Below are 23,514 nucleotides of genomic sequence, written 5' to 3'. Positions count from 1 at the left end.
CAAGCCACGCAATTATTGCCAGTGAAAGGTAATGGGCATAGTGTATTTTACCCTAACTGGTTGGCCGTACTGGCGAGCGGGCGTGAAATTAGGCAAGTCCTGAACCGCTTTCACCACAGCAGCATCGACTTGGTGGTTGATGCTTTGGCGAATGCAAATGTTTTGCACAGTCCCGGTTTGCGTCACTGTAAATTCAACCATCACTCGGCTTCGCTCCGGATATTGTCCATGAAACAGCGGAAGGTGAACACCTTTCTGGATGAGGGCTACAATGACCGCATTACCGCCTCCGCCCGGTGGCTGTGGCATCTGCTCTACATAGGTGTACACCGTAGTATCAGAAACTGTAGTTGCTTTCGGGGCACTTGGTGTTTTAGGGACCTGCGCCAGCGCCTCCCGTGCCGTTAGGCCCTGGCCCACCACCAGCACCACGTCAGCGTAGGCGGGGACTGCTGTACCTGCGTGGCCCGGAAGCTGCCGCACACCCGGCCATCGGGCGCGGCGGTGCGGGCGGCGGCCAGGTCGGCTACGGGGTTTTCCGATTGGCTGAAATCCTGCACCACGCGCTGGCAGCTGTCGCAAAAATGCCCCTGCGCATGGGCGCGGAAAGCCGCCGGCCCGACGGTGCAAGGCTGTAAAACGGCATTGAAGGTGGGCAGCAGAAGCATGACTGGATGAAAAGAAGCGGGAAAAGATAGAAATTTTCGTGGTTAGCGCGGCTTATGTAACGGCCCTATTTCCCTTTTCTTGTGCGAAACAGATTCGGCGGCAGGTAGCCGGCGCGGAGACCAGCGCCGAAATACCTGCTGAGCGTTAAAGTATTGCCCTGTAATAGCCGTTGGCGCGGGTACGCGCCGGAGCGGCAGTTCACCATCTATTCACCCGTAGACTTCGTATTTGCCTTCCCAAAACTACCGTGCGGCGGCGCGGTTATAGCCGCCGTGCTGCCCGGATGCCTCCGCCCAAAAACCGGCAGGGGCCACGCCGGACGTATTACCTTTGTGTGTCGCCCGGGAATACCCGGCGGCCGCCAATTTCCTGCTATGGCCCTATCCTCTGACTATCCACGCTTCACGCTCGGCAGCACCCTCACCGCCGAGCAGCGAGCTTTTTTTACCAAATACGGTTTTCTGCATTTCCGGCCCTTTGCCTCGCCCGAATACGTCCAGCAAATCCTCAAAGCGACGGAGGAGGTGCAAGCCAAATGGCTGGCCGAAGGCGTAGAAAAAGTGAACGGTGTGCCCATTAAGTACGGCCACGACGTCGACGGTTCGCGCATTGTGCAGCGCTTCGCCTTTGCCTCCCAGCATCACCCCGTGCTGCACGAATTGCTGCAGGACGAGCGTTTTAAAGCTCTTTTTCCGCTCCTCGAAGCCGAAGGCGGCCGGGTGGGCGAGAATGAAAAAGATGGCCTCGTGGTGAACCACTACGTGAACGTGCCCGGCTCCGAATTCAGTCAGATGGGCTGGCACACCGACTCGCTGCGCGACGTGTTCTACGGCAAGCGCATCGGGCCTATGCTCAACGTAGGACTGCACCTCGACGGCACCAAGGCCACCAACGGCGGCCTGCGCGTGATTCCCGGCACCCACCGCCAGGGCCTGCACAAGATGCTGTTTCGCAAGAAATACTACAAGGACGTGTTCTACGACCCCAACGAGGTGGCCATCGAAACCGAACCCGGCGACCTCACCGTGCACGACGGCCGCATGTGGCACCGCGTGGCCCAGTCGCCGCTGGTGGGCGCGGAAAGCCGCCGCCGCGTGATGTACGTGCCTATTATTTCGGGCAAGTACCAGCCTAAGAGCGAGGACAGCCCCACGCCGTTTTACCTGCGCTTTTTGCATCTCGTTAAATAAATAATGACTGAGCGGCTGAGTGGAAGTCCATTCCGCTTTTATCTCGGCTCATTTACTCAGTCGCTCAACCACTCAGTCAATCAATGGCCTACGCCCTCGTTACCGGCGCTTCGCGCGGCATTGGCCGCGCCATTGCCCTTCTGCTGGCCCAACGCGGCTACGACCTGCTGCTGGTGGCGCGGTCCGAAGACCAGCTCACCAATCTGGCCCTCGAAATCAGCACCCGGCACAAGCGCCAGGCCCACGTGCTGGCCACCGACCTGGCTGCCCCCGCCGCCGCCGAAACCGTGGCCGCCTGGGCCATTCAGCAAGCCGAGCAGCTGGCCATATTGGTGAATAACGCCGGCTATGGCCTCTGGGGGCGGTTTGAGCAACTCAGCCTGACGGAGCAGCAGAACATGATGCAGCTAAACATGCATTTGCCCGTGGCCCTCACCCATGCCCTGCTGCCCGCCCTGCGCAAGGCCCCCAAAGCCTACATTTTGAACGTGGCCAGCACCGCCGCCTATCAGGCCGTGCCCTCGCTCTCGCTCTACGCCGCCAGCAAGGCGTTTTTGTTGAGCTTCAGCCGGGGGCTGCGCTACGAGTTGAAAACCAGTAATATCTCAGTGACTTGCCTGAGCCCCGGCGCTACCACCACCAACTTTGCCGACCGCGCCGGCATGGGCGCCGAGCTGCAAGCCACTGCCAATAAAGTCTCGATGACGCCCGAAGCCGTGGCCCAGGCTGCCGTAACCGGCCTGCTGGCGGGCGAAGCCGAAATCATCCCCGGCGTGCTCAACAAGGTATCGGCCGGCCTCACCAGCGTGGTGCCCAAGGGCATCGTGGAAAAGATTGCGGCTGGGATTTACGAGAAGTACTTGTAGGCTGTAGCGTGGACTCTGCGAGTCCGCGCTTGGACGAACATCCCGGCCACAGGAATCAACGATACGCGGACTCGCAGAGTCCACGCTACATTACTTCCGGCACACGCGCCCGGCCAGCCAGTAGGCGGCCCAGGCAAAAAACGGCGCGGCCAGCACATCGTAGGAGTAATGCACGCGCTGCACTAGTACCAGCAGGCCCACGGCCACGCTCATCAGGCCCAGCACCCAGCGCCATTTACGGCCCCGGCCGGCCAGCGTGAGAAGCACCATGGTGGCGGTGTGGCCCGAAAAAAATAGGTCGCGCACGATAGGCTGGGTGGTCACTTCAAAAATGCGGTCCATCACCGGGTCGTGCAGGACGACCAGCGTGGCGGGCGGCTCCAGGGGCAGCAGCCATAGCGTGACCATACGCATGAGCTGCAGGAAATAATAGGCCCAGAGCGCCTGCAATAGCCGTTGCGGCCGGGGCAGCAGGTAGGCCAGCGTGGCCGCAATGGCTCCGTAGATGAGCGCGAACGTGAGCACCGAAACGTCGTGCACTGGCAGCAGCTCCAGCAATGGGTCGGCCAGCCGCTGGCCGGGGCGTGCCTGAATGAAGTGGTAGAAGCCCGGCACCACCGGCAACAGCCCCATCAACCCTAGCAGCACCGCGCCGAGCCGCAGTCGGAAACTCATCGAAGCCCAGGCCGCCGGCCAGGAGCGCCGGCGAGAAGGCCGGGGCTGGTCTGCTACGGGGTGGGGCAGGGGAGAAGGAGTCAGAATCGTGGCCACAAAAAATAACTGGTCTGGATAACGGAAAGGCAATAAACCAACGCGCAAAATTACGTTCCAGCCTGAACAGTAGCGCGCTGGTTGGCAACGGCGACGTAACATTGCCAACCGGCCGAAACGTGCCGTCTGGCTTTCATTCATCACCCCCGACTTTATGACGCGCTTTTTACTTTCTGCTCTGCCGGCCGGCATCGTGCTGGCATTGGCCGCCGCACCCGCCGCGCACGCCCAGAATGCCGCCCTCGATGCCCGCATTGCCCAACTCGCCACCCAGGAAGAAAGCAAAGTCATTGCCTGGCGGCGCGACATCCACGAGCACCCCGAACTCGGCAACCAGGAAACCCGCACTGCTGGCATCATCGCCGCACACCTCCGCAAGCTGGGCCTGGAAGTGCAAACCGGGGTGGGCCGTACCGGCGTGGTGGGCGTGCTGCGCGGCGGCAAGCCCGGCCCCGTGGTAGCCCTGCGCGCCGACATGGACGGCCTGCCTCTCACCGAAAACAACGACCTGCCCTTTGCCTCCAAAGTAAAAACCACCTACCTGGGCCAGCCCGTGGGCGTGATGCACGCCTGCGGCCACGACACCCACGTGGCCATGCTCATGGGCGCAGCCGAGGTGCTGAGCCAGGTGAAAGCCGACCTGCCCGGCACCGTCAAGTTCATTTTCCAGCCCGCCGAGGAAGGCTCGCTGCCCGGTGTGGAAGGCGGGGCCAAGCTCATGGTGAAGGAAGGCGTGCTCGACAAACCCAAGGTCGATGCTGTGTTTGGCGTGCACATCAACGCTCAGACCGAGGTAGGCAATCTGGCCTATCGCCCCGGCGGCGAAATGGCCAGCTCCGACCGCTTCACCATCAAGGTGCACGGCAAAGGCTCACACGGCGCTTATCCGTGGAACAGCGTGGACCCGGTGGTAACCGCCGCCCAGATTATCGTGGGCCTGCAAACCATCGTGAGCCGGCAGGTAAAGCTGATTGACGACGCGGCCGTGGTCACGGTGGGCACCATCAACGGCGGCGTGCGCTACAACGTCATTCCGCCCGATGTGGAGATGTCGGGCACCATTCGGGCGCTGAACCCCGAGGTGCAAAAGCAAATCTGGGCCAGCATCCGCCGCATTGCCACCAACATTGCCGAGAGCGCCGGGGCCACCGCCGACGTGACCATCGACCCCTACGTGCCCGTGACCACCAACGACCCCACCCTCACGGCCCAGATGCTGCCCACGCTGCAAGCGGCGGCCGGCGCGACTCACGTTCGGGAGATAAAGGCCGTGACCGGGGCCGAGGATTTTTCCTTCTACCAGGAGAAGGTGCCCGGCCTGTTCCTCTTCGTGGGCGGCATGACCAAAGGGCAGGACCCCGCCACCGCCGCCGACCACCACACGGCCGGTTTTCGCATCGATGAAAGCGGCCTCACGCTGGGCGTGAAGACCTTAGCCACCCTGGCCGCCGACTACCTCAGCACGGGAATTGTTAGCAAAAACCAATCCAAATAATTATTCAGGTTAAAGAAATATTGCAATTTGATTAAATGCAATTGCCTCTTCATGATATGTTCATCAAACGTACAAAATTTCGGTATTATTGACAGATTCATGGCAAAAAGCTCATAAAACTGATAAAGGTTACTACGTTGCGGCTGCTTAGATGCAAAATATTTAAAATTTGCACTGGCTTCGAGTCCCACCAACAACCTATTTAGTTACATGAGAAAACAATACTCAGCTGCTGCATTACTGATGCTCGGCGGATTGGTCGCCACCACGGCCAATGCCCAGGACGCTGCCCGCGTTCAATCCAAAGTATTAGGCGAAGACAACCAGCCCGTGCTGGTACAGCTCAGCGCCGAAGCCAAAATGGCCTCCCGGGGCATGAGCGGCGACCAGGTGCTGCGCCAGCAACTGGCCCTCACCAATGCCGACCAGATGGTGCAGCGCGCCGCCGAAACCGACCAGCTCGGGTTCGTTCACCAGAAATTTGCCCAGTATTACCAGGGCATCCGCGTGGAGCACGCCGACTATACGGTGCACTCCAAAGCCGGCACCGTGGAAAGCATCAGCGGTGATTTCGAGAAAATCTCGGGCCTGAACACCACGCCTTCGCTGGGCGAAAGCGCGGCCTTGGACCGCGCCATGGCGCACGTAGGTGCGCGCCAGTACAAGTGGCAGTCCAACGAAGCCGATGCAAAATCATTCTTGCCGAAGGGCGAGCTGGTGATTGTGCGCGATGCCCGCGTGAGTTCCGAAACCGGCCCGCTCGTGCTGGCCTGGAAATTCAACGTATACGCCTCGCAGCCCATCAGCCGCGCGTTCATCTACGTGGATGCGCGCACCGGCCAGGTGGTGTTGCAGGACAACATCATCAAACACACGGCCGGCACGGCCACGTTTGCCACGGCCTACAGCGGCACCCGCTCGCTGGCCAACGAAACCACCACCGGCGGCTGGCACCTGAAGGAGTACACCCGCGGCCTGGGCATCGAAACCTATAACTGCAAGAAAAGCAACAGTTACACCGCCGCCACCGATTTCGTGGACGCCGACAACAACTGGACGGCCGCCGAATACAACAACGCCAACTACGACAACGTGGCCGGCGATGCCCACTTCGGCGCGCAGGCCACTTACGACTACTGGAAAAACGTGTTCGGCCGCAACAGCTACGACAACGCCGGGGCCAAAATCAAGAGCTACGTGCACTTCGACGACACGCCCGGCGACGGCGTGGGCTACGAGAATGCCTACTGGGATGGCGTGGAAATGACCTACGGCGACGGTGCCAGCACCTTCAAGCCCCTGACGGCGCTGGACGTGTGCGGCCACGAAATCGGCCACGCCGTGTGCGAAAAGACGGCTAACCTGACCTACGCCAACGAGTCGGGCGCGATGAACGAAGGCCTCTCCGACATCTGGGGCGCCAGCATCGAGCAATACACCACGGCGGCCCTGGGCCTCACCAAGTCGACCTGGGACATTGGCGAAGACATCATGAAAGCCGGCGGTGCGCTGCGCTCCATGAGCAACCCCAACCTCTACGGCCAGCCGGCTTACTACAAAGGCACGTATTGGGCGGCCACTACCTCGTCGCCATCCAATGCCAACGACCAGGGCGGCGTGCACACCAACTCGGGCATCCTCAACTACTGGTATTATCTGATTTCGGTAGGCAAGTCGGGCACCAACGAAAAAGGCTTTGCCTACAACGTGGGCGCCATTGGCATCTCGGACGCGGCTAAAATCACCTTCCGCATGGAAAGCGTGTACATGACGGCCGGCTCGACTTACGCCAACGCCCGCACCTATTCCATCCAGGCCGCTACCGACCTGTTCGGCGCTACTTCGACCCAGACGCAAGCCGTAACCAACGCCTGGTATGCCGTCGGCATCGGCGCAGCCTACAGCGGCGGCAGTGGCGGCACCACCTACTGCACTTCGCAGGGGGCCAGCGTGGCTTACGAGTACATCGCTCAGGTTGCCCTCGGCAGCATCAACCGCACTTCGGGGGCTGATGGTGGCTACTACGACGGCACGGCCCTGACCACGAGCATCGCCCAGGGTTCGGCCCAGACCGTGACCTACAAGGCTGGCTTCGTATCGAGCGCCTACACCGAGTACGTGAAAGTGTACATCGACTACAACAAAAACGGCGTGTTCACCGATGCTGGTGAGAACGTGGCCTCGGGCACGGTTTCTTCGGCTACGGCCGCTACTGGCAGCTTCACGGTGCCTGCTACGGCTACTGTGGGTACCACCCGGATGCGCGTGGTGCTGAGTGATAACAGCGCTACCACCAGCTGCGGCAGCTACAGCTATGGCGAAACCGAAGACTACACGGTGAACATCACGGCGGCCGGTGGCGGTGGTACGCCCACCTACTGCGCCAGCAAAGGCACCAGCGTGGCCTATGAGTACATCGACCTCGTGAACCTCGGCAGCATCAACCGCACCTCGGGCGCTGATGCCGGCTACTACAATGGAACGGCGCTGAGCACCACGGTTGCAGCCGGCTCAGCCCAGACCATCAACTTCTCGGCCGGCTTCACGGGCACGGCCTACTCGGAGTACGTGAAAGTGTACATCGACTACAACCAGAACGGCGTGTTCACCGATGCCGGCGAGCTGGTAGTGAATGCCGCGGCCAGCACGGCCGCAACCACCCGTTCGGCGTCCTTCACGGTGCCCACCACGGCTAAAAGCGGAGCTACCCGGATGCGCGTGGTGCTGAGCGATAACAGCGCTACCACCAGCTGCGGCACTTACAGCTACGGCGAAACCGAAGATTACACGGTGAACATCACCGGCGGTACCGGCATTGCGGCTCTGACGGGCAACACGGTTGCCAACGGCTCGAAGCTGCTTGCCGTGTACCCCAACCCGGCCACCGACGTGCTGAACCTGATGCTGCCGGAGAATGCCGAAATCAAGAGCGTGATGGTGACCGACGTGCGCGGTGCCCGCGTCGAAGGCCTGTCGCTGAACAACGGCGTGCTGAGCATCGGCCGCCTGGCCCACGGCATGTACACCCTGACCGTGAGCGATGGCAAGCAAGTGTACCACCAGCGCTTTGTGAAAGAGTAGTTTTCTTTCTGAGGTAATGAGAAAGGCCCGTCAGCATTGCTGGCGGGCCTTTTTTATTTCTCTCATCCTGAGCGCAGCGAAGGACCTTATCACCGCCGAACGACTTGTTCAAACGTGATAAGGTCCTTCGCTGCGCTCAGGATGACGGTCGTTATTTCTACTTCAGCGAGTAGTCCAGCTTGAGCATCACCGTGGCGAAGCCATCCTTATTGGCTGAGGCCCCGCCGAGGCGCAGGTTGATGTCGTCGAGCTCGTCGGTGGTGGTGAAGTAGTAGTTGCCTTCGAGGTTGGCGCGCAGCTTGTCGGTGAGGCGCACGCTGAAGCCGGCACCTACGGGCAAGGCCATGGCCATGGCGGGGTAGTCGTTGCGTTCGGGCGGCAGGAAGGACGTGCCTTTGGTGGCGCGCTCGGTGCCGATATAGGACTGCGGGTTGTAGAGCAACAGGCCCGCGCCGCCCTGCACGAATACCTGGAAAACCGGCGCTTCGGCCATGGAGGCCGCGAAAACGGACTCGTCGGGCAATAAATCGAACCGGAAGAAAACCGTGCCCAGGCCGTTGGTGCTGGTGAAGGCATAGCCGCGCTCCTTGGCTTTGTCGCGGGCGCCCATCTCGACGTAGGAAAATTCGCTGCCCAGGTGCAGGTGCGGCGTGAGGCGGTAGAGCACGCCTAGGCTCAGGGCCGGTCCCAGGAAATTATCGCCGGGGCTGTTGCCCAGGTCGCCATCGTAGAAAGCCGTGCCGCCGCCGAGGGTGATGTGCAGCGGCCCCCGGAAGTAGGCCCGCTCCTGGCGGTTGTAGTGCCGGACGGGGTGGTGGTATTGCGCCTGGGCAGTGTGGCTGCTAAGTGCGCCAACCGCCAGCCCTCCAAAAATCAACGAGCGAAACCGCATACTATCGGGTTAAGTGAAACAAAGACCGCCTATACGGAGCCCAACGCGCAAACCGCTGAAATCCGTTTGGCCGGGCTGGTTTTATTTGAAGGTGCCCTGGGGGTCGGGCAGTTTGGCCAGCAGGTCGGTGATGAGGTCGAAGTCGAGGCTGCTGACACTGGCGTTTTGGCCTTTGTGCACTGCGTCCCACGCTTCGGCGTATTTTTCCTGGTAGTAGAGGCCCCGGGCTAATTGTTGCCAGGCATTGGCGTTGGTGGGGTCGGCGGCGGTGGCGCGCTGCAGCAGGGTAAGGCCCATGGTGAGGTCCTTCTTCTTCTTGGTCTGGCCGTAGCGGATGAGGTAGCTCGCGCCCAGGTCGCTCATCAGCAGGGTGCTGGTGGGGGCAATGCCGAAGCCTTTGCTCAGGAGCGCAATGGCGGCATCGGGGGTGGGCTGGCCGCTGGCGATGATGCCCAGGCCGCGGTAGGCTTCAGCATTCTGAGGGTTGAGCAGCCAGGCCAGGTTGAAGCGGTAGGTGGCCGTATCGGGCTGGTTTTCGCGCAGGTACTCGTAGCCTTTGTTGGTGAAAAACGTGCTGGCTTCGGCCGTAGAGGCGAAGCTGGCGGCAATGGCTTTGAGCTGTGCCTCGCCGATAAGCTGGGTGGCCTGCGTGGGATTGAGGCCGCCGAACAGGGGCTGTAGGCGAATGGGCTTGCTCGGGGCGGCGGCCGGGGTGGCCAAGCTGCCATCCGGGTTGGCGGCGGTGCCTTTGCGCTGGGCGTAGGCGGGTGTGGTGCCCAGCAGGCCGGCCAGCAGCAGGGCGGCCAGGGCCGGCGAAATCAAACTATTCTTCAACAAAGCAGAAATCGACACGGGTACGAAATAAATAAATGAGAGAAGCCCGGCCTGGCAAAAAACCAGCCAGTAGCCGTTCTGACAAAGATAAAGCCAATGCGGCCATGGGCCGGGGCCGGCCGGGGCAAACTGCCGGCCCCGCCTGGGCGTAGGTGAAGCCCCTGTGCCGGCATTCGGCCGCAGGCCCTGCTGCTTACTTTTTGCTAATGCGTCGTTTCTTTTTGCTGACTCCCGTGGCCGTGCTGCTGATGGCCGTGGTGGTTATGCTGGCTACCGAATACGTGGTGGCCTACCCCAGCCACCGCACCAAAGACGTGGCTTATGTGCCGGCTTCGGCCCCTGATTTTGATAAGGAGCGGCACATTCTGGATGTGTATTCGCCAAAAAAAGCCGCCCCGAACGCAGCGGGCTACCCGGTGGTGCTGTTCATCCACGGGGGCAGCTGGACGAGCGGGAACAAGAACATCTACACCTTCATCGGGCGGCGGCTGGCCAAGCAGGGCGTGGTGGCCGTGGTAATTAACTACCGCCTCGCGCCGCCGGTGCACGTGCCCGAGCAGGCCGCCGACTGCGCCCGCGCCCTGGCCTGGACGGTAGCCAACATCGCCCAATACGGCGGCGACCCGGCCCGCGTGTTCGTGATGGGCCACTCGGCCGGCAGCGGGCTGGCTGCGCTGCTGGCGACGGATGATGCGCTGTTAGCTACCAACGGCCTGCCTCAGAATCCGGTGAAGGGGGCCATCATGGACGACCCGGCAGGGCTGGATATGTACTCCTACCTCAAGGAAATGAAGTATGAGGGCGACGCGCAGTACCTCGTGCCTTTCGGCAAGGACCCTGCGGGCTGGAAGGAAATGTCGCCCATCTATAAAATTAAGCCGAACCTGCCGCCGTTCATCTTCTACATCGGCGGCGAAACGTACCCGAGCATCAGCAGGAGCTCGGGGCGGTTTCGGGATAGGCTGAAGGCAACGGGGCAGCCTGCGCCGTACACGATTATTCCCGGACGGCATCACATTCCGATGGTGTTGCAGCTATACTGGCAGCACAATATCATTTATCAGGGGCTGCTGAAGCTGGTGGGGGCTTGAGGTGGAATAGTAAGCGGAATAGTAAATGGACCGGTTGGTGGAAGTCTGTGAAATCCAACCATTCACCAACCGGCCAACTTACTGCTTACCCAAACAGACCGCCCTGCCGCGTAGGCTGCTCGAATTCGAGCAGCCACTTTTTGCGGTGCATGCCGCCGGCGTAACCCGTGAGGCTGCCATCGGCCCCGATGACGCGGTGGCAAGGCCAGACGATGGCCAGCGGATTCTGGCCATTGGCCGCGCCCACGGCCCGCACGGATTTGGGATTGTTCAACAGTTTGGCGACGTCGAGGTAAGAGGCCGTGCGGCCGTAGCCGATGTTTAGCAATGCCCGCCACACCTGCTGCTGAAAATCAGTGCCGAAACCGGTGGCGTAGGTGAGGTCGAACTCGCGCAGCTCGCGGCCAAAATAGGCTTGCAACTGCTCGTGGGCGGGGCGCAGGCAGGCGGGAATGGTGGCGAGCGGCGTGGCGGCTATTTCCGCATCATTAAGAAACGAGACGGCCCGCAGGCCCGCATCGGAACCGATGAGGGCGAGCGGGCCGAGGGGCGAAGGCAGGTAAACCGTGGCGTCCATTGCCCAAAAATACGGGTAGTTGAGCTACACCAGTACGGCTCGGGGCTTGCGCACGGGCACGGCTTGGGTTATCACAGCCTGGGCGGCGAGCAGGGCTTCGGCGCTGGGCTGGTGCAGCACGCGGGCGGGACCGGGCTGGGCGAGGTCGGCATCCCAGAGGCCGGACTGGTGCCACTGGTCGAGGTGGTCCCAGTCGGGGCGGTCGATGATGGGGTAGAGGCAGATGCCTTGCAGGGGCAGGCCCTCGCGGAGGATGGCGGCGCACTCTTCGGCAATCATGCGCAGCCAGAGGGGGCGGTCGATGCCGGGGTGGCTGGTTTCAGTGAGGGCAAAGGGGCGGCGGTAGCGCTTATAGGCCGAGCGCAGCAGGTTGCGCAGGGGCACCCAGCGCGGGTCGGGCACCTGGTCGTTCCAGCCCAGCTTGTTAGGCGTGCCGTTCTGCCACTGGTTGTCGTAGTAGTAATTGAAGCCGACAATGTCGAGCAGGTCTTCGCGGCCGCCCAGCTCGGGGCACATGCGGCCGGAGAGGATGTCGGTGGCTTGGAACTGGTTGTTGTGGGCTTCGCGGGCCCAGCGGCGCTCGCGGGGCGTGGCGTGCAGCGGCGGCACAATGTGCACCAGGGGCTCGGTGCTGAGCATGCGGATGCTGGGGTCGGCCTCGCGCAAGGCGTGAGCACCTTCGATGTAGGCGCGCATTAGGCCGTATTTCACATCCCAGCCCTGGTGGTGGCAGTAGGGAGAGGTGCCCCGGGCATCGCCGCCGAGCCAGCTGATGAAGCTGACTTCGTTGATGGGCGTGACGATGAGCACGTCGTCGGGCCGTACGGAGCGGTAAAAATCGACAAAGGCGCGGCAGAGCGCGGCAAAGCGCCGGGCAAACATGGGATGCAGCGGCGTAAGGTCGTCGGGGTAGCCGAAGTGGCACAGGTCCCAAACCTGCTGGATGCCGTGGCGCTGCCCGGCGTCGAGCATGGTTTTTACGGTGCTGAAATCGTAGTGGTAGGGCGTTTTTTCAATCTGCGCCCAACGGATTCCCTCCCGCACGGTGCGCACGTTGAACGGACCGAGGGCGGTGTAATCTTCGTCAATCAGCTGCAAATGGCCGGTGAGGGGCAGGAAATCGACGCGGTGGCCGAAGGCGTTGAGCTGGTCGGTGCACTCGTAGCCGCCCCACCAGAAGGAGCGGAAGGGCGAGGCGATGGGGGTAGTAACTTTCATGTGAAGGGGCTGCGTGAAACAAGCGGCCGCCCGCGTCAGCCCAGTAGCTGTGGCGGGCGCACGCTCCCTTTACCCTAAAAACGGCATTTTTGTTAATGCCGGGCTTATTTAGATGGCATTTGCGCGGGCTGGGCCAGGTTTTTGGCTTCGATAAAAATGCGCTGCACCTCGGGGTGCTCGGCCCGGATGGCGTCTTGGAGCTGCTCGACGGCGCCGGCTACTTCGCCCGAGGTGAGGTCGTCGGCAAACTGCACGTCGAGGGCCAGAATCACGTCGTTTGGCCCCAGGTACATGGACAGGGGCGAGCGGATTTCGCACACCTGGGGCTGGGCGCGGGCAATGCGCTCCAGGTTGGCCAGCGTGGCTGCATCCACGCCGGTGCCCACCAGCAGGCCCTTGGTGCGGCCCACCAGAAAGATGGCCACCCCCATCAGCAGCAAGCCGATGGCGATGGACGCGCCGCCGTCGAAATACGGATTGTTCAGCAAGTGCCCCAGGAATACGCCGAGGCCCGCCACCGCCAGGCCCACCAGTGCGGCCAGGTTTTCCATCACCGAAGCAAAAACGGCCGGGTCGCGGCTCGTGCGCAGCATTTTGATGAAGCCCACGTTGCCGGTTGATTGGGCCAGCAGGGCCTTCACCGAGAGGTAAAAGGCGATGCCTTCAAAAAGAAAGGAGAGGCCCAGCACTACGTAGTTCCAGCCCGCGTCTTCGATGGGCTCGGGGTGCTGAATGTGCTTGATGCCCTCGTAGAACGACATGCCGCCGCCGATGGCGAAGATGAGCACGGCCACAATCAGGCCCCAGAAATACAGCTCCTTGCTGTGCCCGAAGGGGTGCTCGGCATCGGGCGGACGCTGGCTTTGGGCGGTGCCGTAGAGCAGCAGGCCGCTGTTGCCGGTATCGACGAGCGAGTGAATGCCCTCGGAAAGCATGGCCGAGGAGCCGGTGAAATACGCCGCCACAAACTTGCTGACGGCAATGGCCACGTTGGCAGCGATGCCGCCGTAGAGGGAAAGTTTGGAGGCGTTAGCGTCGGCCATAAGGCGGGATAATGACAATAGTAAAGCTCAAAGAAAAGCAGGGAGGCTACGCCGCGCGGCTCGACAGCGACTTGGCTTCGATAAAAATGCGTTTCATCTCTGGGTACTTCGCCCGAATAACATCCTGCAAGCCGTCAATAGCCTGTTCGATTTCCTCGGAAGTGAGGTGGTGGGCAAACTCCACGTCGAGGGCCAGAATCACATCGGCCGGGCCGAGATAGGAGGTAAGGGGCGGGCCTACTTGGTCGATGTTGGGCTGGGCGCGCACCAGGGCTTCGATGGCGTCCACCGTTTCATCGTCAACGCCGGTGCCCACCAGCAGGCGCTTGGTTTTGTAGATGAGAAACAGCGCCACGCCCACCAGCAGCAAGCCGATGGTAATGGAAGCCGCGCCGTCGAGGTAGAGATTATGGAGCAGATGGCCCAAATACACCCCGGCCAGCGCAATCACTAGGCCCAGCAGCGCGGCCAGGTCTTCGAGCAGAATGGCGAACACCGACGGGTCCTTGCTGCGGCGCAGGGTGTCCCAGAAACCGGCCTCGCCGCGGCCGGCATTGAAGGCTTTGAACGCCAGGAAGCAGGAGATGCCCTCAAACAGCATGGACAGGCCCAGCACCCAGTAGTTCCAGGTGGGGTCGGTGAGGGCGGCGGGGGATTTGAGGTGCTCGATGCCTTCGTAGAGCGACATGCCGCCGCCCACCGAAAACACCAGAATGGCCACAATCAGGGCCCAGAAATACAGCTCTTTGCTGCGGCCGAAGGGGTGGCGTTTGTCGGCCGGCTTCTCGGCCTGGCGCACGCCGTGCAGGATGAGCAGGCCGTTGCCGCTGTCCACGAGCGAGTGGATGCCCTCGGAAAGCATGGCCGCCGAGCCCGTGAAATACGCTGCCACAAACTTGCTGGCGGCAATGGCCACGTTGGCGGCAATGGCTCCGTAAATGGCGAATTTGGAAGAAGAACCCGGTGAACTCATGGCCCGGCTTACGCGGGGGCGGCAGCCGGGGTTGGTGGGCCGCTACCGCCGTCGGGCCCGCCGCAGCGCTGCCGCCTGCACCACCCGTACCCCAATCAGCCCCACCAGCAGCCCTGGCAGTAGTAGCAGCAACACCCAGGTATTGGCTTCGGGGTAGCTGGTGCGGGTGAGGTTGGCCAGATTGACCATGAAATCGACGCAGTACCAGAAAGCGACGTGCACCAGCCGGCCCGCCAGCTGAACGAGCGCGCTCATGCCCGCCGCTGCTTTAGCTGCCGCAGCGCCCGGGCGTTGCGCAGGGCACCGTAAATAAGCCACAGCAGCAGGATGGGAGCGAAAATCAAGTAAAACGCCACGTTGAAAAGGCTGTACAGCGCCCCGCCGCCCAGCGACAGTGCCGCGATGGTGAACCTATACAGCGGCCGGAGCCGGACATAGGCCGGACTGTTGGCCGCCGTGGCGTGTGGGCAGGCGTGGGCGTAACAGTAGCGGGTGCAGCGAGTGGCCACGTAGGCTGTGGTAGGCGGGTGCGAGGCCGTTTCATTTACCCAAAAGCCGAAGAGCAAAGGGAGGGCAGCGAGGCAGAAGGTGAGGAGAAGCGGGCGCATAGGGCAATTTAGGACTGGTGGGTAGAAATAGTCGAAAGTGGCGCGGACTTTTAGGCCACATACCGGTTCACTCACCGCCGCGGACTAAAAGTCCGCGCTACTTTCGTTCTCATGTCCGCACCCACTTTGCAGCGCCGCCTGGGCCTGGTTCAAGCTACTGCTCTTAATATGATTGACATGGTGGGTATTGGCCCCTTTGTCACCCTACCGCTCGTGATGGGCTTCATGGGGCCAAATTTCCTGCTGGCGTGGCTGGTGGGCGCGGCCCTGGCTTCGGTCGACGGTCTTATCTGGAGCGAGTTGGGCGCGGCCTACCCCGAAGCCGGCGGCAGCTACCGCTTCCTCAAGCTGGCCTACGGCGAGCAGAAGTGGGGGCGCTACATGTCGTTTCTCTACGTGTGGCAAACGCTGATTCAGTCGCCGCTGGTACTGGCGTCGGGCGCCATTGGTTTCGCCCAGTATTTCGGCTACCTCGTGCCCATGACCGAGTGGTGGCAGCCCAAAGCCGTAGCCGGCGCAGTGGTGCTGCTGCTGATAATTCTGCTCTACCGTCGCATCGAGGACATTGGCAAGCTGGGCGTTGCGCTGTGGGTGGGCGTGCTGAGCCTCATGGGCTGGCTGATTTTTGGCGGCGTCACGCACCCCAACCACCACGTCGACATTCTGCCGGCGGGTGGCTTTTCGGCGCTGCCGGGCCTGCTGATTTCGGCGGCTATGGGCCAGGCGGCGGTCAAAACCATCTATTCTTACCTGGGCTACTACAACGTGTGCCACCTCGGGGCCGAAATCAAAGGGCCGGAAAAGGTGATTCCGCGCAGCATTTTCCTGAGCATTTTGGGCATCGCGGCGCTGTATTTATTGCTAAACTGGAGCGTGGGCACGGTCATCGGCTGGGAGGAAGTGCAGGGCTGGCAGGCTAGCGCCGGCGACAAGTCGCAGTTCATCATCAGCGTGTTTATGGAGCGCCTGTATGGGCCCACGGCGGCCACCGTGGCTACGGCCATGGTGCTGCTGGTGGCGTTTGCGTCATTGTTTGCGGTGCTGCTGGGCTACTCGCGCATTCCCTACGCGGCGGCGGCCGATGGCGAGTTTTTGCCCGTGTTCGGCAAGCTGCACCCCACCAAGCAGTTCCCATATGTGTCGCTGCTGCTGCTGGGCGGCGTGGGCTTTGTGTTCAGCCTGCTTTTCCGGCTGGGCGAAGTGATTTCGGCCATTCTGGCCATGCGGATTCTGGTGCAGTTCGTGGGCCAGGCCGTGGGCCTGATGCTGCTACGCAAGCGGCGCGGCACCAGCGCGCTGCCGTTCAAAATGCCGCTTTACCCCCTGCCCGTCATCGTGGCCATCATCGTGTGGCTGTTCGTGTTCGTGGGCATCGCCCCGGCCGAGGTGACGTGGGGCGGCGTGCATTTCAAGCTCTACTTCCAGCTGGCTGCGCTGGGCATGATGGCGCTGGGCACCGGCGCGTTTCTGCTCTGGAGCCGTAGCTTGAGGCGGTGGCCATTTGCGCAGTAAGCTCGGTTTAGCTACCGCGAAATTCCCGAAATCTAGCTCAGCCAGTGCATGAGCCCGCCCGCCACGAGCGCGCCGGTCAGGGTATTGATGAAGTTGACGGCATTGTTGCTAAGTACGCCGCGCCGCTCCAGCGTAGCGCCCAGCACCGAATCGGCCAGATTACCGGCCGTGCCCGCCACCAGCAGCCACCCAAACGCCGGACCCCAGCCGAAGCCCAGGCAGTAAGCCGCCGCCAGCACGGCCGTGCCGGCCAGCCCCAGCGCCGTGCCCTCCAGGCTCACCACGCCGTTGAGGCCGCGCGTGTCGGGCCGCAGGGTGAGGATGTTGTAGTAGCGACGGCCATACAGGTTGCCCAATTCCGAGGAAAGGGTGTCAGCGGTGGCAGCGGCGAAGCTACCGGCCAGCATCAGGCAGGCCATCGGGGCGGCGGGTGGGTATTGCCAGGCCAGCAGCCCCAGCAGGCCCGCCACGCCGGCATTGGCTACTACCTGGCCGGCGGTGCGGCGTCCTTTGTTCTCTTCGGCCAGCCCGAGGCGGCGCTTGTCGGCCACGCGCCAGCCGGAGGCCGCTGTGCCCAGCCCGAAAAACAGGGCCAGCAACGCCAGTCCCGTAAAGCCGCTGCCGAGGTAAATCAGCACGCCTAGCACGCCGCCGGTTGCGGCGGCGGCCGTGGTTAGCTTGCGGGCCCGCACGCTGTAGAACATGCCCAGCCCCAGTAGCCCAAGCACCAAACCGAGCCGGAATAGCTCCATTACCCCAGCCGCTTCTCGTAGCAAAAGAACCGCAGCCCCGGCCGAAACGCCAGCGTAATCTCGCCTGCAAACCGGTAGCCCAGCTTCGGAAAAAGCCGTTGCGTGGCCGCGTTTTCAGAATTGGTATCGACGCGCAACGTGCGTAAGCCCTGCGTGATGGCTTGCTGCTCGGCTTCGGCCATTAGCGCCAGCGCCACGCCTTTGCCTTGCGTGGCCGGGTCCACGGCGAGGCGATGCGTGACAAGGGCGGGCTCGGTTACGTCCCAGTCGGCCTGGGCATATTCGGCGTCCTGGTCCTGGGTGAGGGCGGCCACGCCGACCACCGCGCCATTGAGCTCAGCCACCCAGAGGTGGTTTTGCGCAATATCAGCCGTGAATACGGCCTCGTTCGGGTAGTCGGCCGACCATTGGAAGTTGCCGCTGGCCTGCATCAGGGGCACCACGCGCCGCACGAGGGCGAGGATGGCCGGAATGTCGGTAGCGGTGGCGCGGCGGGTAGTCGGCATAAAGAGAAAAATAATGATTGAAAAACGGAATGAACGCCGCTACCGCCGTTCGTCCAGTACATTAAAACTCAGAAACAGGGCGGGCCGCAGCAGCTTGCCGGTGGCCAGGTAGCGGTCCATAAAGGTCTGGCACTTCTGCCGCTTGTCGTCGGCTTCCTGCAGTGAGGTGTTGAATTCCTTGATGCTGGCGAGCAGGGCCGGGTTCTGGCTTTGTACCGTGGCCGCCAGCTGGCGGGCCTGCGCGAAATGGGCCTGAATGGGCGGCAGCAGTTGGCGCAACTCCTCGTCGGTTTTGCGGGGCTGGAACTGCTGGTTGTAGAACTCCACGAAGGCATTCACCAGCTTCACGCCCTCATTGTATTCGTTCAATGCCTCATTGTAGGTATCGATGTGCAGGTTGTCTTCCCGGCCCCGGTTGTTGGCCAGGTAGGTATAGGTATGGCCGTTCTTGACACCGTTTTGCGCGATGCGGCGGTTGGTGGCATGTATTCGCTGCTTGGGCGTTTGCTGCGCGTACAGGGCCAGCGAATCGGCGAACGCAAAAGCCGGGTGGGGCATGGGCGGCACAACGCCCTGCTGAAACTGCTGAGGCGTGCGCGGCGCGGGCAGTAGCTGCCACAGCGGGTCAAACGGCATGTGCAGCTCAATAAAAGCCTTCGGCGGCATGCAGAAGTACGCGTTGTCGAGCGCCGCCACAAACTTGTGGTTCACAATTTGGCCGGCGGCCCAGGTGGGGTCCAGTAGCTGCCACTTGCCCCCGATGCGGCTGGCGCACCAGGCATGGCCCACCGAAGCCAGCAGGCTGGTGTAGCCGGGCACCACGTAGGTAAGCACGCCGGCCTGGTTGGCTACGGCGCTGTAGAGCTCGGCATAGTGCCGGCACACGCCCTCGCGCTTGTCCAAGGTTTCCTGCACCACTACGGCCGCGGGGCGCTCGTACTCGAGCAGGTACATATTCTCCACGTCGTACCGAATGTTTCGCGCCACCCACACGAAAGCCGCCCGCGCCCGGTCGCCCTCCGCTGGAAAAGAGGCCGTGATGAAGCGCGCCAGCCCGCCCACGGTTCGCGCCGAGGAGTCGGGCACCTGCCGCATGCGGGCATCCACTGCCTGGTACGGGGCCGCGGGCCGGGGCGTTGGTTTGGGCCTGGCACGCTGGGCCTGGGCCGGCCGGACAAGGCCAACCCAGCCCAGCAGCCCCAGCATCAGGCAACGGCAGAATGATAAACGCACGGCAATAATTAAATCAGGAAAGGAAAACGCACCAACAAAAATGGGCAAATCCGGTGGCATTGCCCCCGAATTTGCCCAAAACTGTGATTGAAAATGCCGACTTAGCCGCGCCGCAGCACAGCCGCTGCTTCCTTCGCAAAGTAGGTGAGAATAGCATCGGCCCCCGCGCGCTTGATGCTGGTGAGCACCTCCATCATGGTGCGCTCGCCATCGACCCAACCGTTTTGGGCGGCGGCTTTAATCATGGCGTACTCGCCGCTCACGTTGTAGGCCGTTACGGGCAGGTTGGTGTGGTTTTTTACCTCCCGAATAATGTCGAGGTAGCTCAGTGCGGGCTTTATCATCACCATATCCGCGCCTTCGGCTTCGTCCAGCGCCAGCTCGCGCAGGGCTTCGAGGCGGTTGGCGGGGTTCATCTGGTAGCTTTTCTTGTCGCCTTTCTTAGGCGCCGAAGACAGCGCATCGCGGAACGGGCCGTAGAAGGCCGACGCATACTTGGCCGTGTAGCTCATGATGCTGACGTGCGAGAAGCCGTTCTCGTCCAGCACCCGCCGAATCCAGGCCACGCGGCCGTCCATCATGTCGCTGGGGCCGATGATGTCGGCCCCGGCGCGGGCCTGGGCCAGGGCCATCTGGCCCAGCACTTCCAGGCTGGCATCGTTGAGGATTTCGCCCGAATCGGGGTCCACCACGCCGTCGTGGCCGTCGGAGCTGTAAGGGTCCATGGCCACGTCGGTCATGATAACGACCTCCGGAAACTGGCGCTTGATGTCGGCCACGGCTTTCAGGTAGAGGCCTTCGAGGTTGGTGCTTTCGCGGGCCATCGGGTCCTTCAGCACTTCGTTGATGTTGGGGAAGGGCGCGAAGGCTTTCACGCCCAGCTCCACGCACTGCCCGATTTCGTCAATCACGCGGTCGGCCGTGAAACGGAAAATGCCGGGCATCGACTTGATTTCCTCGGTCTGGTTCTGGCCTTCGGTGATGAAGACGGGGTAGATGAAATCGTGGGCGGTGAGGCGGGTTTCCTGCACCATGTCACGAATGACGGCGGACTTGCGGTTGCGGCGGGGGCGGTGGGTTGGGAGCATGTATTGATAGGCCCAGGCAAAGGGCTTGGGCGGGTAAAAATGAAAAGAGACGATGCTTAAAAAGCAAAACGAAGCCGTAAAGTTCGGCCCGAAACCCTACCGCCGCCCAAACGGGTCAATGTACGCCACCAGCACCGCCAGCGCCGCCGCGCCCGCCACAATGCCCCACACCAGCCCGCCACCGCTCAGCAACAGGCCCAGCAGGGCAATGGGCAGCACCACCAGCCCCAGCACGCCCAGCACCGTGGTACCCAGGCCGGCCTCGGCCGTGGCGTGGGGCCGGGCCAGTATGGGGCGTCGGTGCGGGGCGGCCGGGCGCAGCGTGGAAAGGGGAGGAATAGTTATGGTTTCAGTTGATGCCACTGCTGGTTTGGGCAGCGGCAGCGCGTGGCGTTGCTTCCGAGTTAAGGGCAAAGAAATTACCGATTGAGTACCTGGCTTAGCAGGTGCCGCAGCTAATGGCGTTGCGGCCGATTCCGACGCAGGGGCTGTTGTCGCAACCGCTTTCCCTTCCCGCACCCGCCCCGGCATCGGCTGGAACGAGAAGCTGGGGCGGGTGCTTTGGCAACCGCTGGCCAGGCCGCCAGCTACCACCAGCAACGCCAGCAAACGGGAGTGAAACAAGCGGGGGCGCGTAGCAAAAAACATAGAAAGAAGGCGGAGGTAAGGTCTGAGCAGGGCTGTACGAATATTGGCCAGTTTCCGCTACCCGGCGGCCAGCTTTTGCGCAGCCTGCCAGCCGATGCCCGCGCCCAGCGCCACACCCATGCCGTTGCAGCGCACGGCGGCCAGCACCCCCGGCCGTACCCAGTCAATAATCGGTGCCAGCGCCGGCCCAAACCCCATTACCCCGCTCCAGCGGTAGTCGATGCGCGGCTGCCGGCCGGGCACAATCACCTCGTGCAGTAGGTCCTCAAGGTACTGCTGCACCTTGGGCGTAAGGCCGGGCGCGGTGGTTTCTTCAGCCGAAAAATCCAGGTTGCGCCCGCCGCCGAGCAGTATCCGGTGGTCGGCCAGCTGGCGGAAATAGGCGTAGCCGTGGTCGTAGTGGAACGTGCCAGGCAGTTGCACGTCGGGCAGCGGCTCGGTCACCAGTACCTGCCCGCGGCCGGGCGTCACGGCCAGTTCCGGCAGTAGCTCGGTGGCGAAGGCATTGGTGGCCAGCAGCACCTGGCCCGCCGCCACGGTCGCGCCGTTGGCCAGGTGCAGTCGGTGGCCGGTGGTGCTGCTTTCCACGTTTTCTACGGCGCAGTTGGTGAGCACCGGCACATCGGCAGCCCAGGCGCGGGCCAGCAGGGCGCGCATCATGCGGCCGGCATCCAAGCTGCCCTCGTGCTCGTTTTGGAGCAGCGTGCCCACGCCGCCAAAACCAAACTGCCCGGCCTCCGCACTGGCATCGCGGAAGGTGCGGGCGTAGCCCACCACCGGCGCCAGCAGCGCATTGAAGTAGTCAATTCTGTCCCGGCAATCGGCCGCCAGCGCCGCTTCCTCGTGCCGAAAAAGCTCGTAGCCGCCCACCGGCTGGTAGTCCAGCACGGCATCGCCCAGCAACTCGCGCAGCCGCGCCAGTCCGGCCCAGCGGGCGGCCACCACGGCCTGCAAATCGCCGCGCTTTTCCTGCTCTATCAATTCCGAAATCGACCCAAAGCACGCGAAGCCGGCGTTTTTGGTCGATGCCCCACTGGGCAGCGCGCCGCGCTCCAGCACCACCACGCGCCACGCGGGCCGCTGTTGCTTCAAATAAATAGCCGCCGTGAGCCCCACCAGCCCCGCGCCAATGATGGCCACCTCGGCCGGCCCGAAGAAGGACTGGTGCTCCCAGTGAGAGAGGTTGGCCGTTGGCACTGAATTAAAACGCCAAAATCACCGCCTCAATCACGTCGCAGGCCTCGTGCAGCTGCGCTTCCGTAATCACCAGCGGCGGGGCGAAGCGGATGATGTCGCCATGCGTGGGCTTGGCCAGCACGCCGCGCTCCATTAGCGTCACGCATACGTCCCAGGCGGTGCGGCCGTCCTCGGCGGGGTTGATAACCACGGCGTTGAGCAGGCCTTTGCCGCGCACCAGGTCCACCACTTCGGGGCACTGGGCCTGCACCTTGCGCATCCGCTCGCGGAAGATTTCGCCCAGCGCAAACGCCTTTTCGGCCAGCTTTTCTTCGGTCAGCACATCGAGCGCGGCGCGCATCACGGCGCAGGCCAGCGGGTTGCCGCCAAACGTGGAGCCGTGCTGCCCGGGCTGAATCGTGAGCATGATAACATCATTCGCCAGCACCGCCGACACCGGCATCACGCCCCCGCTCAGCGCCTTGCCCAGGATGAGAATATCGGGGTCAACGCCCTCGTAGTCGCAGGCCAGCATCCGGCCCGTGCGGCCCAGTCCGGTCTGAATCTCATCGGCAATAAACAACACGTTATGGGCCCGACAAATGGCCGCCGCCTGCTTCAAATACCCTTCCGAAGGCACCATCACGCCCGCTTCGCCCTGAATAGGCTCCACCAGAAACGCGCAAACGTGCGGCTCCTTCACCGCCTCTTCCAGGGCCGCCAAATTATCATAAGGCACCACCTGGTAGCCCGGCATGTACGGCCCGAAACCGCCCGTGCTGTCGCCGTCGGTGCTGAAGGAAATGATGCCCGTGGTGCGCCCGTGGAAGTTGTGCTCGGCCACGATGATGCGGGCCATGTTCGGGGCGATGCCCTTCTCCTGATAGCCCCACTTGCGGGCCAGCTTCAGGGCGGTTTCCACAGCCTCGGCCCCGGAGTTCATCAGCAGGGCTTTATCGTAGCCAAACAGCTCGCAAAGCTGTTTCTCTGCTGCGCCCAATTGGTCATTAAAAAAAGCCCGCGAGGTAAGCGTAAGCTGCTGGGCCTGCTTGGTAAGCGCGCCAATAATACGCGGGTGGCAATGCCCCTGATTCACCGCCGAGTAGGCCGAAAGAAAGTCGAAGTACTGCTTCCCGTCCACGTCCCACAGCAGCGGGCCTTCGCCGCGGCTGAGCACCACGGGCAGCGGATGGTAGTTGTGGGCACCGTACTGGTCTTCGAGCTGCATAAGCTGCGCGGCGCGGCTGGACGTGGCGGTGGGGGAGGTGGTGGTGGCTGACATAGCAAGGGC

General features: G+C 62.6%; 24 protein-coding genes. 6 read left to right on the top strand and 18 right to left on the bottom strand.

What is annotated here, in order from left to right; translation table 11 throughout:
- Positions 1–12: 12 nt before the first annotated feature.
- Entirely contained in the window at positions 13–330 is a 318-nt protein-coding gene (locus ACYU7Q_RS11095) for a TonB family protein (protein WP_460609486.1), read from the bottom strand.
- A gap of 74 nt (positions 331–404) precedes the next feature.
- Entirely contained in the window at positions 405–668 is a 264-nt protein-coding gene (locus ACYU7Q_RS11090; protein ID WP_460609485.1) for a hypothetical protein, read from the bottom strand.
- Between the two features lie 375 nt (positions 669–1,043).
- Here ACYU7Q_RS11090 and ACYU7Q_RS11085 point away from each other — a divergent pair, with 375 nt between their 5' ends.
- A complete protein-coding gene (locus ACYU7Q_RS11085; RefSeq protein ID WP_460609484.1) occupies positions 1,044–1,859 on the top strand; it encodes a phytanoyl-CoA dioxygenase family protein in 816 nt (271 codons plus the stop codon).
- A gap of 83 nt (positions 1,860–1,942) precedes the next feature.
- The gene (locus ACYU7Q_RS11080; protein ID WP_460609483.1) at positions 1,943–2,725 is read left to right on the top strand and encodes an SDR family NAD(P)-dependent oxidoreductase; all 783 of its coding nucleotides are present in this window, start codon (positions 1,943–1,945) and stop codon (positions 2,723–2,725) included.
- A 90-nt stretch (positions 2,726–2,815) separates the two neighbouring features.
- Here the strand turns inward: ACYU7Q_RS11080 and ACYU7Q_RS11075 are convergent, their stop codons facing one another.
- Complete coding sequence (locus tag ACYU7Q_RS11075) at positions 2,816–3,496, bottom strand: phosphatase PAP2-related protein (RefSeq protein WP_460609482.1); 681 nt, start codon at positions 3,494–3,496, stop codon at positions 2,816–2,818.
- A 154-nt stretch (positions 3,497–3,650) separates the two neighbouring features.
- Here ACYU7Q_RS11075 and ACYU7Q_RS11070 point away from each other — a divergent pair, with 154 nt between their 5' ends.
- Positions 3,651–4,991, top strand: a complete 1,341-nt coding sequence (locus ACYU7Q_RS11070) for a zinc-binding metallopeptidase family protein (RefSeq protein ID WP_460609481.1) — start codon at positions 3,651–3,653, stop codon at positions 4,989–4,991.
- Between the two features lie 210 nt (positions 4,992–5,201).
- A complete protein-coding gene (locus tag ACYU7Q_RS11065) occupies positions 5,202–8,072 on the top strand; it encodes a M4 family metallopeptidase (protein ID WP_460609480.1) in 2,871 nt (956 codons plus the stop codon).
- A gap of 157 nt (positions 8,073–8,229) precedes the next feature.
- Here ACYU7Q_RS11065 and ACYU7Q_RS11060 read toward each other — a convergent pair whose 3' ends face one another.
- Positions 8,230–8,964 carry a hypothetical protein gene (locus ACYU7Q_RS11060; RefSeq protein ID WP_460609479.1) on the bottom strand — a complete coding sequence of 245 codons (735 nt, stop codon included), beginning with the start codon at positions 8,962–8,964 and terminating at the stop codon, positions 8,230–8,232.
- A gap of 81 nt (positions 8,965–9,045) precedes the next feature.
- Positions 9,046–9,816: a tetratricopeptide repeat protein gene (locus tag ACYU7Q_RS11055; protein WP_460609478.1), complete on the bottom strand. Its 771-nt coding sequence runs from the start codon at positions 9,814–9,816 to the stop codon at positions 9,046–9,048.
- 188 nt (positions 9,817–10,004) lie between these two features.
- Between ACYU7Q_RS11055 and ACYU7Q_RS11050 the strand changes: the two genes are divergently transcribed.
- Entirely contained in the window at positions 10,005–10,889 is an 885-nt protein-coding gene (locus ACYU7Q_RS11050; protein WP_460609477.1) for an alpha/beta hydrolase, read from the top strand.
- A gap of 85 nt (positions 10,890–10,974) precedes the next feature.
- Here the strand turns inward: ACYU7Q_RS11050 and ACYU7Q_RS11045 are convergent, their stop codons facing one another.
- The 6 genes from ACYU7Q_RS11045 to ACYU7Q_RS11020 all read right to left on the bottom strand — a co-directional run bounded on the left by ACYU7Q_RS11045 (position 10,975) and on the right by ACYU7Q_RS11020 (position 15,308).
- A complete protein-coding gene (locus ACYU7Q_RS11045; RefSeq protein WP_460609476.1) occupies positions 10,975–11,466 on the bottom strand; it encodes a methylated-DNA--[protein]-cysteine S-methyltransferase in 492 nt (163 codons plus the stop codon).
- A 24-nt stretch (positions 11,467–11,490) separates the two neighbouring features.
- A complete protein-coding gene (locus ACYU7Q_RS11040; protein ID WP_460609475.1) occupies positions 11,491–12,684 on the bottom strand; it encodes an amine oxidase in 1,194 nt (397 codons plus the stop codon).
- 104 nt (positions 12,685–12,788) lie between these two features.
- Complete coding sequence (locus ACYU7Q_RS11035; RefSeq protein WP_460609474.1) at positions 12,789–13,727, bottom strand: cation diffusion facilitator family transporter; 939 nt, start codon at positions 13,725–13,727, stop codon at positions 12,789–12,791.
- 46 nt (positions 13,728–13,773) lie between these two features.
- Positions 13,774–14,700 (bottom strand): cation diffusion facilitator family transporter, encoded by a 927-nt coding sequence (locus ACYU7Q_RS11030; RefSeq protein ID WP_460609473.1) that lies wholly within the window; start codon positions 14,698–14,700, stop codon positions 13,774–13,776.
- Between the two features lie 42 nt (positions 14,701–14,742).
- Positions 14,743–14,955, bottom strand: a complete 213-nt coding sequence (locus ACYU7Q_RS11025) for a hypothetical protein (RefSeq protein WP_460609472.1) — start codon at positions 14,953–14,955, stop codon at positions 14,743–14,745.
- Complete coding sequence (locus tag ACYU7Q_RS11020; RefSeq protein WP_460609471.1) at positions 14,952–15,308, bottom strand: hypothetical protein; 357 nt, start codon at positions 15,306–15,308, stop codon at positions 14,952–14,954. The genes ACYU7Q_RS11025 and ACYU7Q_RS11020 overlap by 4 nt, the downstream gene beginning before the upstream one ends.
- Positions 15,309–15,419: 111 nt before the next feature.
- On the opposite strand from ACYU7Q_RS11020, the gene ACYU7Q_RS11015 reads away from it, so the two are divergent.
- Positions 15,420–16,820: an APC family permease gene (locus ACYU7Q_RS11015; RefSeq protein ID WP_460609470.1), complete on the top strand. Its 1,401-nt coding sequence runs from the start codon at positions 15,420–15,422 to the stop codon at positions 16,818–16,820.
- Positions 16,821–16,852: 32 nt separating this feature from the next.
- On the opposite strand, the gene ACYU7Q_RS11010 is transcribed toward ACYU7Q_RS11015, so the two are convergent.
- From ACYU7Q_RS11010 to rocD, 7 genes are all read right to left on the bottom strand, one after another.
- Positions 16,853–17,572 carry a DUF92 domain-containing protein gene (locus tag ACYU7Q_RS11010; protein WP_460609469.1) on the bottom strand — a complete coding sequence of 240 codons (720 nt, stop codon included), beginning with the start codon at positions 17,570–17,572 and terminating at the stop codon, positions 16,853–16,855.
- A complete protein-coding gene (locus ACYU7Q_RS11005) occupies positions 17,572–18,078 on the bottom strand; it encodes a GNAT family N-acetyltransferase (RefSeq protein WP_460609468.1) in 507 nt (168 codons plus the stop codon). The genes ACYU7Q_RS11010 and ACYU7Q_RS11005 overlap by 1 nt, the downstream gene beginning before the upstream one ends.
- 39 nt (positions 18,079–18,117) lie before the next feature.
- A complete protein-coding gene (locus ACYU7Q_RS11000; RefSeq protein ID WP_460609467.1) occupies positions 18,118–19,311 on the bottom strand; it encodes a transglutaminase domain-containing protein in 1,194 nt (397 codons plus the stop codon).
- Positions 19,312–19,412: 101 nt separating this feature from the next.
- Positions 19,413–20,399 carry a porphobilinogen synthase gene (gene hemB / locus ACYU7Q_RS10995; RefSeq protein WP_460609466.1) on the bottom strand — a complete coding sequence of 329 codons (987 nt, stop codon included), beginning with the start codon at positions 20,397–20,399 and terminating at the stop codon, positions 19,413–19,415.
- 96 nt (positions 20,400–20,495) lie between these two features.
- Complete coding sequence (locus ACYU7Q_RS10990) at positions 20,496–20,813, bottom strand: hypothetical protein (RefSeq protein WP_460609465.1); 318 nt, start codon at positions 20,811–20,813, stop codon at positions 20,496–20,498.
- Positions 20,814–21,104: 291 nt separating this feature from the next.
- Positions 21,105–22,244: an NAD(P)/FAD-dependent oxidoreductase gene (locus ACYU7Q_RS10985; protein WP_460609464.1), complete on the bottom strand. Its 1,140-nt coding sequence runs from the start codon at positions 22,242–22,244 to the stop codon at positions 21,105–21,107.
- A gap of 4 nt (positions 22,245–22,248) precedes the next feature.
- Positions 22,249–23,505: a PLP-dependent aminotransferase family protein gene (rocD, locus tag ACYU7Q_RS10980; RefSeq protein ID WP_460609463.1), complete on the bottom strand. Its 1,257-nt coding sequence runs from the start codon at positions 23,503–23,505 to the stop codon at positions 22,249–22,251.
- Between the last annotated feature and the right edge of the window lie 9 nt (positions 23,506–23,514).

It is taken from the genome of Hymenobacter terrigena (genome assembly GCF_054776515.1).
The sequence above is the reverse complement of the archived record's forward strand: the minus strand, read 5'-3'. Positions and strand labels throughout refer to the sequence as shown.